This window comes from Streptomyces sp. RLA012 (genome assembly GCF_056270325.1).
On the sequence record NZ_JBWDPA010000002.1, the window covers coordinates 4312044 to 4324787 of the forward strand.

16 protein-coding genes are annotated in these 12744 nt (G+C 68.4%); 7 read left to right on the forward strand and 9 right to left on the reverse strand.

Annotated features, from left to right (window positions below; genetic code table 11):
- Nucleotides 1–46: 46 nt before the first annotated feature.
- The gene (locus RV986_RS19425) at nucleotides 47–520 is read left to right on the forward strand and encodes a winged helix-turn-helix transcriptional regulator (RefSeq protein WP_475918633.1); all 474 of its coding nucleotides are present in this window, start codon (nucleotides 47–49) and stop codon (nucleotides 518–520) included.
- A 79-nt stretch (nucleotides 521–599) separates the two neighbouring features.
- On the opposite strand, the gene RV986_RS19430 is transcribed toward RV986_RS19425, so the two are convergent.
- The gene (locus RV986_RS19430) at nucleotides 600–1043 is read right to left on the reverse strand and encodes a hypothetical protein (protein ID WP_475918634.1); all 444 of its coding nucleotides are present in this window, start codon (nucleotides 1041–1043) and stop codon (nucleotides 600–602) included.
- Nucleotides 1044–1184: 141 nt separating this feature from the next.
- On the opposite strand from RV986_RS19430, the gene RV986_RS19435 reads away from it, so the two are divergent.
- On the forward strand, nucleotides 1185–1397 hold the full coding sequence (locus RV986_RS19435; protein WP_475924734.1) for a hypothetical protein: 213 nt from the start codon (nucleotides 1185–1187) through the stop codon (nucleotides 1395–1397).
- Between the two features lie 177 nt (nucleotides 1398–1574).
- Entirely contained in the window at nucleotides 1575–1859 is a 285-nt protein-coding gene (locus tag RV986_RS19440) for a hypothetical protein (protein WP_475918635.1), read from the forward strand.
- Nucleotides 1860–2532: 673 nt separating this feature from the next.
- On the opposite strand, the gene RV986_RS19445 is transcribed toward RV986_RS19440, so the two are convergent.
- Nucleotides 2533–3387 carry an NmrA/HSCARG family protein gene (locus RV986_RS19445; RefSeq protein ID WP_475918636.1) on the reverse strand — a complete coding sequence of 285 codons (855 nt, stop codon included), beginning with the start codon at nucleotides 3385–3387 and terminating at the stop codon, nucleotides 2533–2535.
- A gap of 262 nt (nucleotides 3388–3649) precedes the next feature.
- Between RV986_RS19445 and RV986_RS19450 the strand changes: the two genes are divergently transcribed.
- A complete protein-coding gene (locus tag RV986_RS19450) occupies nucleotides 3650–4711 on the forward strand; it encodes a DUF5996 family protein (RefSeq protein ID WP_475924334.1) in 1062 nt (353 codons plus the stop codon).
- Nucleotides 4712–4860: 149 nt separating this feature from the next.
- On the opposite strand, the gene RV986_RS19455 is transcribed toward RV986_RS19450, so the two are convergent.
- On the reverse strand, nucleotides 4861–5049 hold the full coding sequence (locus RV986_RS19455) for a hypothetical protein (RefSeq protein ID WP_475918637.1): 189 nt from the start codon (nucleotides 5047–5049) through the stop codon (nucleotides 4861–4863).
- Nucleotides 5046–5495 carry a TMEM175 family protein gene (locus RV986_RS19460; RefSeq protein WP_475918638.1) on the reverse strand — a complete coding sequence of 150 codons (450 nt, stop codon included), beginning with the start codon at nucleotides 5493–5495 and terminating at the stop codon, nucleotides 5046–5048. Before RV986_RS19460 ends, RV986_RS19455 begins: the two co-directional genes overlap by 4 nt.
- 344 nt (nucleotides 5496–5839) lie before the next feature.
- On the opposite strand from RV986_RS19460, the gene RV986_RS19465 reads away from it, so the two are divergent.
- Nucleotides 5840–6433 carry a DUF4291 domain-containing protein gene (locus tag RV986_RS19465; RefSeq protein ID WP_475918639.1) on the forward strand — a complete coding sequence of 198 codons (594 nt, stop codon included), beginning with the start codon at nucleotides 5840–5842 and terminating at the stop codon, nucleotides 6431–6433.
- Nucleotides 6434–6552: 119 nt separating this feature from the next.
- Entirely contained in the window at nucleotides 6553–7194 is a 642-nt protein-coding gene (locus RV986_RS19470; RefSeq protein WP_475918640.1) for a hypothetical protein, read from the forward strand.
- A 53-nt stretch (nucleotides 7195–7247) separates the two neighbouring features.
- Here the strand turns inward: RV986_RS19470 and RV986_RS19475 are convergent, their stop codons facing one another.
- From RV986_RS19475 to RV986_RS19490, 4 genes are all read right to left on the reverse strand, one after another.
- Nucleotides 7248–8462, reverse strand: coding sequence for a cytochrome P450 (locus tag RV986_RS19475; RefSeq protein WP_475918641.1), 1215 nt, complete (start codon nucleotides 8460–8462; stop codon nucleotides 7248–7250).
- 22 nt (nucleotides 8463–8484) lie between these two features.
- Nucleotides 8485–9879 carry an NAD(P)/FAD-dependent oxidoreductase gene (locus tag RV986_RS19480; protein WP_475918642.1) on the reverse strand — a complete coding sequence of 465 codons (1395 nt, stop codon included), beginning with the start codon at nucleotides 9877–9879 and terminating at the stop codon, nucleotides 8485–8487.
- Nucleotides 9876–10103 carry a ferredoxin gene (locus RV986_RS19485; protein WP_475918643.1) on the reverse strand — a complete coding sequence of 76 codons (228 nt, stop codon included), beginning with the start codon at nucleotides 10101–10103 and terminating at the stop codon, nucleotides 9876–9878. Before RV986_RS19485 ends, RV986_RS19480 begins: the two co-directional genes overlap by 4 nt.
- Nucleotides 10104–10602: 499 nt before the next feature.
- Entirely contained in the window at nucleotides 10603–11424 is an 822-nt protein-coding gene (locus RV986_RS19490) for a hypothetical protein (protein WP_475918644.1), read from the reverse strand.
- A 250-nt stretch (nucleotides 11425–11674) separates the two neighbouring features.
- On the opposite strand from RV986_RS19490, the gene RV986_RS19495 reads away from it, so the two are divergent.
- Nucleotides 11675–12160, forward strand: a complete 486-nt coding sequence (locus tag RV986_RS19495; RefSeq protein ID WP_475918645.1) for a DUF3885 domain-containing protein — start codon at nucleotides 11675–11677, stop codon at nucleotides 12158–12160.
- Between the two features lie 42 nt (nucleotides 12161–12202).
- On the opposite strand, the gene RV986_RS19500 is transcribed toward RV986_RS19495, so the two are convergent.
- On the reverse strand, nucleotides 12203–12604 hold the full coding sequence (locus RV986_RS19500; protein ID WP_475924735.1) for a hypothetical protein: 402 nt from the start codon (nucleotides 12602–12604) through the stop codon (nucleotides 12203–12205).
- Between the last annotated feature and the right edge of the window lie 140 nt (nucleotides 12605–12744).

Sequence of the window (12744 nt, forward strand, 5' to 3'; positions counted from 1 at the left end):
TGGTCGGTCGGGTGGCTACGGTAGGGAAGGCGTTACACACCGATCGGTGCGTGACCGACGCGCGATGATGGACGGCGAGATGACCGATCACGACGCCTACTGCTATGAGTTGGTCGCCGATTGCCGTTTGCGCGCGGCCACCGATCTCTTCGCCCATACCTGGGATCCCGTTGTGCTGGCAGCGCTTCGTACGGGACCGCGCCGACGCCGCGAGCTGCGTGCCGCGATCGGCGGCATCAGCGACAAGGTTCTGACCGACTCCTTGCGCCGTCTGCTCACGGGCGGACTGATCGAGCGCCACGCACATGCCGAGGCGCCGCCGCGCGTCGACTACGCCCTGACCGGCTTGGGACAGAGCCTGGTCGAGGGCCCGATGACGGCGTTCGGACGCTGGGTGATCGAGCACGGTGACGAACTTCTTGAAGCCCAGGAGAGCAGTAACGCAAAGGGGTGCTGTGACCGCACAGGTCGGCCGGGACGGAAGGGCAGCGGCCGCAACCGATCGTGCGGGGAGGGGTAGCACAAGCTCCGTGTGAATCCGCCGCGCGATGACGGCCGGCGAAGCTGTGGTCATCGAGCGGAGGGCGGCGCCCGCCGCGTCACACGTCGTACGCCGAGAAATCGACGACCGCTGTCGAGTCCTTGCCGTACCGCACCACGATGTCTATCGCCATCGCCCCGCCGTCGGCTTCAGGGTGCAGATCGATGTGAGCGCAGACGTCCACCGGTGTCCCGGAGCAGTCCTCCGACGTGAGACGAGTGCCGGGATAGGCCTCCTTCAGCCACGCGTCCAGATCCGCTCGTGTGATCGTAAATCGCGCCTCGTATTCCGTGTCCAGCCAGGCGCGGACGGTGCACTTCGCGTCTTGAGCCCCCTTGGGCAGCCCGTCCTGGTCCGCGTAGTGCATGGCGTCCTCGCACGAGGCGGTTTCTGCCTGGGTCATCGGGTCGGCGGTGAAGTCCGTGATGACCGTCCAGGCAATCCACCCCACGAAAGCCGCCGGGAACGCCAGAACTGCGGCGAGCACCCATTTCCGCCTCATGATCACCCTTTGCTGCTGTCCGCGCCCCCTGCGGCGGCCGTCACTCTGCAAGACGGACAGGACGCACAAACGTGCCCCCGCGGTTCTCGGCCGTGGCCGTTGGATGGACGGCGACGTCGTTTCCGACTGCCGGAAGGTGTGGTGGCCGAGCCTGTGCGGGTGCGCAGACTGACCGATCAGGAAGGGCAGCAGCTGCAGCAGATCGCGCGCCGGGGCGTCATCCGTATCGGCCGCGAGGCGTTACGGCGCCTGCTCCAGGGCCGCGGCGTCACCTTTCAGCGCAAGGAACGCACCCGTATCCGCAGCGAGAAACGCACCCGCTGGGGCGGACGCGCACGGACAACCACAGCCTGACCAGCCCGGCGAACCTGTGCGGTCACAGCACTGGGCTCCGGGCCCGACGGTCGGCGTTCGGATCACCCAAGGCGGCCCTTTCAGGTGATTGCCGGACGCCTCATGAGCCAGGCAGCCGTCGCAGGGGTACGACGTCTCAGCAGAGCACGAACCCAGAACGCCGTGAGGAGCTTGTCGATGTACGCAGCAGTCCGGCGGTACGAAGGGGTGACCGATTCGGCCGAGGCCGCACGTCTCGTGAATGAAGGGTTCGTGCCGCTCATGCGCCAGGTCTCCGGCTTCGTGGCCTACTACTGGATCGATACCGGGGACGGAGTGATGGTCTCGACCAGCGTCTTCCAGGACCGGGCCGGTGCCGACGAATCGATCTCAAGGGCTGCGGACTTCGTGCGGGACAACCTTGCGTCACTGCTCCCCAACCCTCCCCAGGTCATGGCCGGCGAGGTGGTGGCTTCCGCATGACAGCGTTCGGACCAGCCACATGAGATGGCCTCCAAGGCCGTACCGGCCTGCGGTGCCCACATGGTCGCCCTACACAGACTCCTTTCGCGACCGCGACGTTCCGATCGGGCCGGCAGAGGTAGATGCCTCCTCAGAGGTCCTCTGAGCGGACGCCCCGTGGGGCTCCTCAGTCCGATCGTAGGTCTGCGACCACTCGCTGCGCTGCCTCGCGGACGTCGGGACGCGGGGCAGCTGTCCGCGGTCCTACCAGCTCCCACCAGCTCCCGCCCTCGCCCGGTACAGCGCGGCGGCCTTTCTGATCACGTGACAGGGAAAAGGGTTGGGCGGGACGATGCTCGCGCTCAAACAGACCCCAGGGCGCTTCTGATGGCTCTTGGACGATGCCGGCCGCGCCACGACAACCGCGCTCATCTGCGGCGACGGGGAATCAAGGCGACCATTGCGGAAGCAGTACCGCAAGCGGAAGCAGTACCGCGCTGTCGCCACGCGGTAGCTGATGCCACGCGGTAGCTGATGCCACGCGGTAGCTGATGCCACGCGGTAGCTGATGCCACGCGGTAGCTGATGCCACGCGGTAGCTGATGCCAAGTGGTAGCTGATGCCGGCCATTCCAAGGACCCGCGGGCCATTCCAAGGACCCGCGGACAAGGCAGCACGTCGACAAAGCAGCGTGTCATGGTGCCGTTGAGAAGGTGTTTTCGGCCCAGTCGGCGAACGACGTCCAGCGCAGATCGGGATGGGCGGCGTGCAGCGCCGACAGGTCGACGCGGTAGCCGGGGCCACGCAGGAACGCCCACATCGCTCGCATGTCGTCGTTGCCGATCTCGTTGAGCTGCACTTCGTTGGAGCGAACGGTCCCACCGAGTGCCGTGCTCAACGCGGCTGCCATGTCAGCGGGCGTGGGGGCGTCGCCGGCGAGCTCGATGCGCTGTCCGACGAACGCGTCGGGTGCGGCGAAGACGGCGGCGGTGAACTCGCCCAGATCGGGGCGTGCCAATTGCTGCAGCGGACGGTCCGGTGGCAGCGGCAGATCGAGCACTCCCTGGCGGATCCGGTCCTCGCCGCCGAGGGCGTTGTCGAAGAAGTAGGTCGGCCCCAGGATCGTGTAGGGCACCTCGCCCGCGGCCAGTTCCCGCTCGATGACAGCCTTGGTCTCGAAGTGTGGCACGCCGGTGTCCTGGTCGGCACCTGCTACGGAACTGAAGACCAGGTGTGGCACACGAGCATCATGGGCGGCGGCGAGAATGCTCCGGCCCTGAGCGATCTCGGCGGCCGGTCCGGACTCGAAGGGCGTGGTCATCGCGAACACACCGGCTACGCCCCGCATGGCTGAGGCCAGGGAGTCGCGGTCCATGAGATCTCCGCCCACCACCTCGACGTTGCGGTCGGCCAGGCCCCGGGCCGAAGCGGATCGAGGGTTGCGGACCAGTCCACGGACGGCGGCACCGCGGGACAGCAACGCGCTGACGACGGCGCCGCCCTGTCCCCCGGTCGCCCCGAGAACCAGTACCGACTGGTCGACATTCATGATGAGAGCTCCTTCCGATCGACCCCGAAGGGCCTCGCCGTTGGTGGGACTGAGCCGCTGGATCACTCCTTGCGATGCGGGCGCACGGCTGCTCGTGGAGCATGCAGGTGTCCCGGTCCGGTGGCCGGTGAGGCGCGCCGAGTTGCGTGTCAGGTTGCCTGTCAGCTTGCCCATCAGGTTGCCCGTCGGGTTGCCTGATTCTTTGGCTGAGGGCAGCGTGGTCGGTGTCGGCCAGTTGTCCTGGGAGGAGTGTGCCGTGGCCGTGGTCTCCAATGGGGCGTCGCGGACGACGTGGCCGCGGCTGCGAGTCGCCGACTGGACCGGGACCCGGGACACCCTGCACATGTGGACCCAGATCGTCGGCAAGATCCGGCTGGCCCACGCGCCCCTGGTCAATCACTGGTGGCAGGTCACCCTGTATGTCAGCCCGCGCGGCCTCACCACGTCGGCGATCCCCTACCGCTCGGGGGTCTTCGACATCGAGTTCGACTTCCTCGACCATCAGCTGCGTATCCGCAGCAGCGACGGCGCCAACCGCAATGTGGCCCTGGAGCCGAGGCCGGTGGCCGACTTCTACCGCGAGACGATGCAGGCCCTGAGCGAGCTGGGAATCGAGACAAAGATCCAGGCGTCTCCCAACGAGGTGGACCCGGCGATCCCCTTCGACGAAGACCACCAGCACACTTCCTACGACCCGGGGGCCGCGCAGCTCTTCTGGCGGCAGTTGCTGCAGGCCAACCGGGTGCTGGGGGAGTTCCGCTCATACTTCGCCGGCAAGGTGAGCCCGGTGCACTTCTTCTGGGGCGCCATGGACCTGGCCTGCACGAGGTTCTCAGGGCGGGCGGCGCCCCCGCATCCCGGCGGCGCCCCGAACTGCGGTGACTGGGTGATGGCGGAGGGCTACTCCCGTGAGTTGAGCAGCTGTGGTTTCTGGCCCGGCGGCGGTGAAGAGGGAGCCTTTTACTCGTACGCCTATCCCGAGCCGAGCGGCTTCGCCGACCACCCGGTCGCCCAGGCCGACGCGTTCTACGACCCTGACCTTGGCCAGTTCCTTCTGCCGTACGAGGCGGTGCGCACTGCGGCCGACCCGGACCGGGCACTGGCTGATTTCCTGCACGCGACCTACGAGGCTGCCGCGGAACACGGCGGCTGGGACCGGGCGGCCCTGGAAGCGGACCCGAACCGGTTGCGACAGCATCGTCTTCCCAGCGCCGGGAAGACCGGCGACGACGACCACCGCGCGCTCGGTGCTGATCGGAGTGGGGCTCACCGACGCCGAGCCCGGCAGAGTGAAGGGCCTGTACCCGGTGGTCCCCGATCGTGAAACCGCGCGGGCCGAGCCGGCGGAGTGCGGCGTCGACCTCGGGGAGGTCAGGCACAAGGTCAGGCACAAGGCGCCTGTCGACGCGTGACGGGGCGGCTTCGGGCCCGGCGTCGATCCGAAGCGCCGCGACTACGCGAGCTTCGCCGAGTTCACCCGTCCCGATGTCCACGCTGCCGCCGACGCTTCGCCGCGGGGATCTCGCCTGCGATGGGAAGCCAGAAGTAGAGGATGAAGGCGGCGATCACGGCCACGCCGAGTACGGGAACCAGTGCGCCGAGCAGGATTCCGGTGGCGAGCCAGACAAGGGCGAGCCGGAAGCGCCGGCTGATGGCTGTCACTCCGGCCGCGTCGATGGTGGCGGTGAGCAGCCGGCGATCACGACGGACGTACCCCCAGATGACGTTGAACAAAAGGGCCAGGAGTACGAAGGCGGCGCCGTGGAAGACGACAGCGGTGCGCTGCCCATGTCCGTCCCGGAACGCCTCGCCAGCACGGAGGCGGCGAACGGCAGAAGCGCGACGTCCATCAGCAGCACGGTGTTGAGGAAGAGCACCACTCGGTCGGCGCTGCGGATGTGGTCGAACATGATGTGATGGTTGGCCCACACCTGCCCGATCAGCATGAAGGTAAGGACGTAGGCCAGGTAGGACGGCCAGAGCGTGGCGAGGCCGTGCAACAAGTGGCGGGTGTCGTGCGGTGGGTGGATCTCCAGGACGAGCAGCGTGATGGCGATGGCGATGACCCCGTCGCTGAACGCGACCACCCGGGCCGGATCGCGCTCCACGCCGAACGACGTCGCCCCTTCTCCCGATCCATTCCCTCCTCCCGGTCCATTCCCTCCTCCCGGTCCTCCCGGTCCATCTGATCCATCCGGTCCATCTGATCCATCCGGTCCATCTGATCCATCTGATCCATGAACAGGCTCTGTCATCGCCCCCGCCTCCGGCACCGCACGCCCCGGCGCGCGCAACCAAGGAGCGTTTCCCCTGAAGACGACCAAGGCCGTCGCCCAGGAGATCGCCGACCGAATCGACGCGGCCGTACGCGCTCACTGAGGCAGGGGACGCCACCCCGGCATACTCGAAAATCGATGGCCGACGGGGACCGGACAGCCTCACCCTGTACGCCATGGAAGAACCGCAGCGCGGCATCCGCGCACTCCACACCGCGTCCACGATCACCGTCTACCAGGCGTACTCACCGGAGATCGGCCTGCCCGCCGTCCGGGAGGGCCGTTTCCCCGCCGCGTGGAAGCGGGACAGGATGACGTGGATCAAGCCGTCCTTTCTGTGGATGATGTACCGCTGCGGCTGGGCGACGAAGGCCGGGCAGGAGACTGTCCTGGCCGTCGAGATCACCCGCGACGGCTTCGAATGGGCGTTGCGCCACGCCTGCCTGTCGAGCTACGTGCGCGGCCTGCACCCCGACCGCAGCGCCTGGCAACGTCAACTCAAGCGCGCACCGACCCGCATCCAGTGGGACCCCGAGCGTGACCTGCACCTGCGCCCCCTGCCGTACCGCTCGCTCCAACTCGGGCTCTCCGGCGAGGCCGTACGGCGTTACGCGGACGAGTGGACGGTGGCCATCAGGGACGTGACTCCGCTCGCCCGAGAGATCCACGGGCTCGTGAGCCGCAACGAGTTGGACGCCGCAGCCGGACTACTGCCCCAGGAACACCCCTATCCCGCCGGGGACGAACTGCCGGCCCCCCTGCGCCCGTGACGGGCAAGTTCACCGAGCGGCCCGCCGCCGCCCACGGATCAGATGGCAGCACCAGTTCGCCGGGACCGGTGTCTCCTGCCCGATCGGCGAGGCCCCCGTCCCGTCCGACGGCTGAACCCGTGCCGTCCAGCCTCTCGGGCCCGTTCGTCAGCAGACGCTTCGATTCGTTCCACAAGTACTACTCAGAAGCGACGATCCGTTCCGAAGCGCTGGAAGCGCTGGACGGCTTTCACTTCAGCTGTCGCCCCTGGGCCCTGGGCTGGATGCACGTCGTGGCGGGCGACCGGTCGGGAACCGTCGCCTGCCACGCCTCGTACGTGGGGGCTGATCCTCTCGGAAGCCTCTCAACGGCTCTGTCGGAGCTGTGGGAAGGTGCGTCGAGCTCCGGCTGTGTCTGGGAACTGGAGCCTGCCGGACTGCGGTGGGTTCTGGACCGCTCCGACGCCGATGTGAACGTGTCCGTGTCCCTCTTGGAGAGCTCCGACGAGCGGACGGCGAAGCCGCAGTGGGCAGGCACGTATCCGCTGCTGACACTCAGCCAGTCGGTCACGACGGTGGGAACCGACCTCTTCGGCGTCCTCGGGCACAACGGCTACTGGGCATGGTGGGAGAAACCCTTTCCCCTGGCCGCCCTGAACCGCCTGCGTGGACACCTTCCGGGTGATGACGGCACACGCACGCCGCTCCCGGACTCGTACCCACCCCCGAGGCCGCACCGAGCCGCCACGCCGCAGCCAGAACCCGACGGCCGCACGCCATGACAGAATCCGCGCCACATGCCACACACCCCGCCCCGGGACGGGCACTGGCCCCCTCAGCTCTGCTCGACGTGCAGATGGATGGGGCCTCGTAGGACGGGGCTGGGCCGGTACGGGGGCGGGTCGGCGACCAGCGTGGGATGGTCCAGGCGGCGGACCAGTTCGGTCAGCGCGATCTGGGTCTCCCGTCGGGCCAGCGGTCCGCCGAAGCACAGGTGGATGCCGCTGCCGAAGCCCAGGTGCTGGTTGTCCCGCCGATCGGGGTCGAAGCGATCGGGATCTTCGAAGCGGGCCGGATCGCGGCTGCCCGAGGCAAGCATGAGCATGATCTTCGAGCCCTGCGGGATGACGGTGTCGCCGACGGCGATGTCGCTGTACGCCGCCCGCCAGGGAATGATCTGCACGGGCGGCTCGTAGCGCAGCAGTTCCTCGACCAGCGGCACGACCAGATCCGGGTCGTCGCGCAGCCGCCGCAGCACCTGCGGATGGCGCATCAGCGTCAGCATGCCGTTGGTGATGAGGTTGACGGTGGTCTCGTGGCCGGCGATGAGCAGCAGGTTGGCGGTGCTGATGATTTCCTCGTCGGTCATCCGCCCGTCCGGCCCGTCATCGTTGGCCAGCCGTGTCAGCAGGTCGTCGCCGGGTCGGCCGTGGCGCTGTTCCAGCAGCCCGCCGAGGTACTGGCGCAGGTCTTTGGTGGCTTGTATGCCGTTGTCCATTTTCTCCTTCGGGTCGGTCTTGGGGTCGTAGTCGATCGATTCGATGATGGCGTTCACCCACACGTGGAACCGCGGTTCGTCCTCGCGCGGCACGCCGAGCAGATGGCAGATCACGGTGACGGGGAACGGGTACGCGAAGTCGTCGACGATGTCGATCCGCTGTTTGCCCGCGAAGTCGTCGATCAGGCCGCTGACGGTGGCGGTCAGGTCCGGTTCCATGCCGGTCACCAGCCCTGGGGTGTGCGGGGGGCCGAAGTGACGCATCGCCAGGCGCCGCAGGCGGTCGTGCTCGGGCGGGTCGAGGTTGATGAACGAGGGCGTGGTGCGTGCCTCGGCGGCGGCCGTCGGATGCGACAGGTTGCGCACGTCGGAGCTCAGGTGCGGGTCGTGCAGTATGCCGGCGAGTTCGCGATACGTGCTGATGACGTAGCTGCCGTCCTCCTGCAGGGCGACCGGCGTCTCGCGCAGCTCGGCGTACAGGGGGTACGGGTCGGCCCGGGTGGAGTAGTCGAGGATCCGGTGCAGGGTGTCGGGCGTCTCGGTCGTGGTCATGTCGCTTTCCCTCCGCGCTTGCCTACCGGTGGTGCTGCCGCATGGCCGTGACGCGGCGCTCGCCCGGGTCGTGGCCGGTGACGACCACCGTGGCGCCCTGGGCGAGCAGCGTGGGGCCGGGGAAGTCGACGGGCACCGGCTTCGCGTCGAGGGGCTGGTCGGGTGTGGGGCAGGAGGGTGGGAAGGGCGCGGCCGTCTCGATCAGCTGCCGGTAGTGGTCCAGCCACTTCGCGTTGTTGAAGCTGACCGCCGCGGTGACGCGGCCCTGGTAGCCGTACGCGGCGACGAAACGGTGGTCGGGCACGGATCCCTGGGTGACGACGACCTCGTCGGCGTAGGTCGGTACACCCACGGACTTGATGTTGACGCCGAACTGAATCGACCAGAACGTCGGGATGGCCAGGTGCGGCCAGCGGTCCGCCTGGGCGCTGACCATGTTGTGCGCCGCGATTTCGGCCTGCTCCACGGCGTTGGCCCAGTGCTCCAGCGAGATGAACCGGTACTCGTAGACCGGGTTCGGGGAGCGTGCCACGTCTCCGGCGACGAAGATGTCGTCGGTGACCAGGCCGTTGAGGTCGAAGGCGCGGCAGCCCGAGTCGCAGGCGACTCCCCACATGCCCACCGCCAGTCCCGAGTCGCGCAGCCACTCGGTGTTGCGGATGCCCCCGAGCGCCACCACCGCCACGTCGGCGTCGACCGTGCCGCCGTCGGAGAAGTGGGCGCGCCGCAACCGCCCCTGCGCGTCGCCCTCCAGCCGGGTGACCTTGACGCCGCAGCGCAAGTCGACGCCGTGGGCGCGCTGCATGTCCGCCGCGATTTCACCGATCATGGCGCCGAGTCCTCCGACCAGCGGGGACGGGGCGAGTTCGGCGACGGTCACCGCGATGTCGCGCTCACGGCAGATGGAGGCGATCTCGGAGCCGGTGAAGCCAGCGCCGATGATCAGTACCCGGGAGGGCCCGGCGGCGATCGCCCGCTGCAGACCGTCGGCGTCCTCGCGCGTGCGGACGACGAACACTCCTTCCAGGGCCGCCTCGGCCTCGACGGGCCAGGGCCGGGCCCGTACGCCGGTGGAGATCAGCATGCGGTCGAAGGGAATCCTGCGGCCGTCGGCGAGCCGCACCTGGTTGGTCGCCAGGTCCAGTCCGTCGGCGGGGACGCCCAGCAGCCACTCCGCATCGATCTCACGACGCCGGGGCAGCGTGGTGCCATCGGCCGGCACCCATCCGGTCAGTACCTGCTTGGACAGCGGAGGGCGGTCATAGGGCTCGCCCAACTCGTCACCGATCATCGTCAGGGTCCCGGTGAACCCCTCGTCGCGCAGCGCCTCCGCGGCCCGCAGTCCCGCGAGTGACGCCCCTACGATCACGACGCGGCCCTCGCGCTTGAACCCCTGCAGGGTGTCGGCAGTGCTCATGACGGCGACGCCCCCACCGGCACGTCCCGCCCCTCCAGCCGGTCGACCAGAATGGCCTGGAGCGGGCAGGCCGCCGCGGCACGCAGCACCTGCTCGCGCTGGGCGTCGTCGGGGTTGGAGGCGTACATCAGCCCTTCCTCGCCATGCATCCGGAACGCGTCCGGAGCCAGGAACGCGCACTGCGCATACCCCTGACACCGGGAAAGATCAACGACGACTCTCATCCCGACCTCCATTGCAGGGACGGCCCATTGCAGGGACGGCAAAGCCGCGGGACCCGAGACAGCACTCGTACGGCGCCCGAAGCGCGAGGCACGCCACGCCCTCGAAGATGAGGGATTCGGCAGTTGCTCACCCCTGCGAACGCAAGGGGTGCAGCACGCTCGTGAAAGGTCTCCGCAGGAAGAATCGATCATCGCGAATGAGGCCCCGGCGTCTGCAAAAACCGCCCGGAGAGCCTGACCTGGCCGTCAAAAGCGTATCCCGCGCGCACATGGTCCGCACTCCGGGAATGGGGCGCGCGGGCGTCGGTCGGAGGCCGTCGGAGGTCGACGGACGTCGACGGACGTCGACGGAAGCTGTCAGGAGGTCAGGAGGTGAAGACGGCGATGCCGTCGCCGAGCAGTGTCAGCCCCATGACGAAGAAGCCGAGCAGCGTCAGCCCCATGCCGAAGGACAGGAAGATGTCCGCCGGCATCCGATCAACACGGGCCGACCCCACGATCACTTGGAAGCCGTCAGCTTGCCGAGCTTGTTCAGCTGCGTCCTGATGATCGTTTCCGGTACGACGGCCGGCTCCTTGCCCCTTGGCCCTGAGGGGAGGTTGAACTCGTAGAACATGGCGACGGTGGCTCCTTGCCGAACGGCCACCACCGCGCAGGGAACCCGGATGGGCTCCTCGTCCTCATTGTCCGCAGCGAGCTGTGTGAGCCGCAGGGACACGGATTCGTCGCCGTAGCCGGGGTCGGGCCGGAGTTCGGTCCCGTCATAGCGGAAGTCCGCCCGGATGTCCTTGAAGGTCTTGCACTGCTTGGCGGCCGTGCGGAGTGCGTCGATCACCCGTGCCGCATCCCCGGCGCTGTGTGACGACAGGACCATGGATGCTCCCGGGCCGTGCTTCTTCGAGAAAATCACCCGGGCGGTGCGTGCGGTGGCCGCGAAGCCGCTGCTTCCGCCCAGTGCCTGAACGACGGGCGCGCATTCGGCGGGATCCGCCGTCCGGTGAGAGGCCGAGGTGGCAGACAGGGCCTGGTTGACTTCGTAGCCGTCGAGATCCGTCGCAGTGATCGTCGCCCGCTCCAGGTCCGCCTTGTTCAACGTCTTGCCCTGTACTGCGGCCGTCCTGGTCTCTTCCGACGCCGCGCCTACCCGGACATCCTGCCCGGACCCGCATGCGGCGAGCGTCAACGAGGTCATGAACATGGCAATCGCGCTTCCGACCCGCGCTCGGCGAACCACTGTATTCCCCACCCGTTTGGTCGTTGAGCGCGCGGCGTCCCGTCGGCTCAAGAGTTCGCCCGAGCCATCCACCCCGGCTTCAGGCATTGAGCAGCAGGGTAGATCGTCTGCTTGGAGGGCGGGACGGGTTTTTGGGACTGATATGGGACTGAGGGATGAGGAATGAAGGAATGAGGAATGAGGGGTTGGGGGGCGAAGGGTTGGGGGGCGAGGGGTTGGGGGGCGAGGGGTGAGTCTCTCCGTGGCCCCCGGTCGCCTGGCGGCTCTGTGGAGGGAACGGCGTGCGGCGGGTCCTCCGGTCGCACACGAATTCCGTACCGCGTATGCCGACCGCTGGGTGCGTTTCCACAGTCTGCCCGGCTCGAAACGCTACCCCGAGTTCGAGGACGAGTACGCGATCGTGCTGGACCGGTACAACACGGTCCTCGACGAACTGTTCGCCGGGGAGGACGTGTTCGTGGTGACCATGGACTGGTCGATCACGCGGACCGGGCCCGCCTTCATCCCGACGCGGCAGGCGCTCCACCCCGAAGGCGTCCCCTGGTGGACCGAGGCGCACGAGGACGACCCCGACCCGGAGTTCCACCACTACAAGCACTTCTACGCCGACCTCCGCCCCTGGGAGCGGGGCTGCGTCGACGCGTTGCTGCGCGTCGTCGCGGACGATCGGCTCGCGGGGGTCTTCCTCACCGACACCCGGCTTCAGCGCATCCACCACCCGTACGACGGAGGCGCCGACGTCATCCTGACGACCGCCGAAGAACGGGACCGACGGCGTGACCGCCACCCCGAGTGGCTCTCCAGCCGTCCGTCCGGGCTCTGAAACCCGGCCGGGCTCTCGGGCCGCGGCCTCAGGACGCCTTTGTCAGGTCTCGAAGAGCGGGTACGGCGGCAGTTCGAAGCGCAGCAGGGCTCCGGCCAGGTGCTCGCGCAGGTCCGTTTCCAGGTCGATGTGCCGGACCTCGCCGCCGTCGTCGATGACGGTCTCGATGAGTTCGTCGATGACGTCGGGGACCGCGCGCAGCGCATCCCCGCAGAGCGGGCAGCTCTCTCCGGCCCGCGCGAGCAGCCCATCCCGGTCGCAGACGACTCCCGGGACGACGGCGTCGGCCTCCACGGCCAGCGTCCGTACCGCTGCCACCGACCCCGCCCACAGCGTGTCGTCGAGCCCGACGGTGGCATGGTGCTTGGTCGCCGCGGCCTCCAGGATCTCGCCGACCAGCCGTTCCTGCTCCTGGTGCGCGCGGTCGGCGACGAGTTCCCGCACCTTGTCGCGGATGTCGGCGGGTGTGGCGGTCGCGCGGTCGACGGTGAAGCGGCCGACGAGCCGGTCGTGCAGGACACGGGGGAGGAACTCGGTGAAGGCCGGTACCTCATGGGGGTGTCCGCCGATGGCCAGCAGATCGA